The organism is Roseivirga seohaensis subsp. aquiponti (assembly GCF_001267955.1).
GTDB lineage: Bacteria > Bacteroidota > Bacteroidia > Cytophagales > Cyclobacteriaceae > Roseivirga > Roseivirga seohaensis.
In genome coordinates this window covers 1-325 of the sequence record NZ_JSVA01000051.1, presented here as the reverse complement: position 1 = coordinate 325, position 325 = coordinate 1, and the positions used below count along the sequence as shown (strand labels likewise).

Sequence of the window (325 nt, the reverse complement as noted above, 5' to 3'; positions counted from 1 at the left end):
GGCGTCATTGCCGGCTGCATCTTTAATCGTTCCGCCATTCAAGGTCAATGCGTTGGTGGCTTTGTAATCTAAATCTGCTGACTCATCGCCCATCTGAACGGTATAATTGAAAGTCAAGGTGTTTGTTCCTGTGCCTGAACTGTAGTCCACCTTACGGTCTACTGATCCGGTTTCAAGCTCCAACTGCGGGATGCCCGTTACCGTTACTGCTTCATCAAAAGTAACTGCTACTACGATCACTTCGCCCAATCCATAACTGCCATCCACCTTCGTAGAACTTACTGAGGTGATAACTGGGGCGGCCGTGTCGATAGCATAATTGCCT

1 protein-coding gene is annotated in these 325 nt (G+C 48.6%); it reads right to left on the bottom strand.

From position 1 onward, the window contains the following. The coding region (locus OB69_RS18775) for a hypothetical protein (RefSeq protein ID WP_185096934.1) at nucleotides 1–325 on the bottom strand (325 nt) is incomplete at both ends.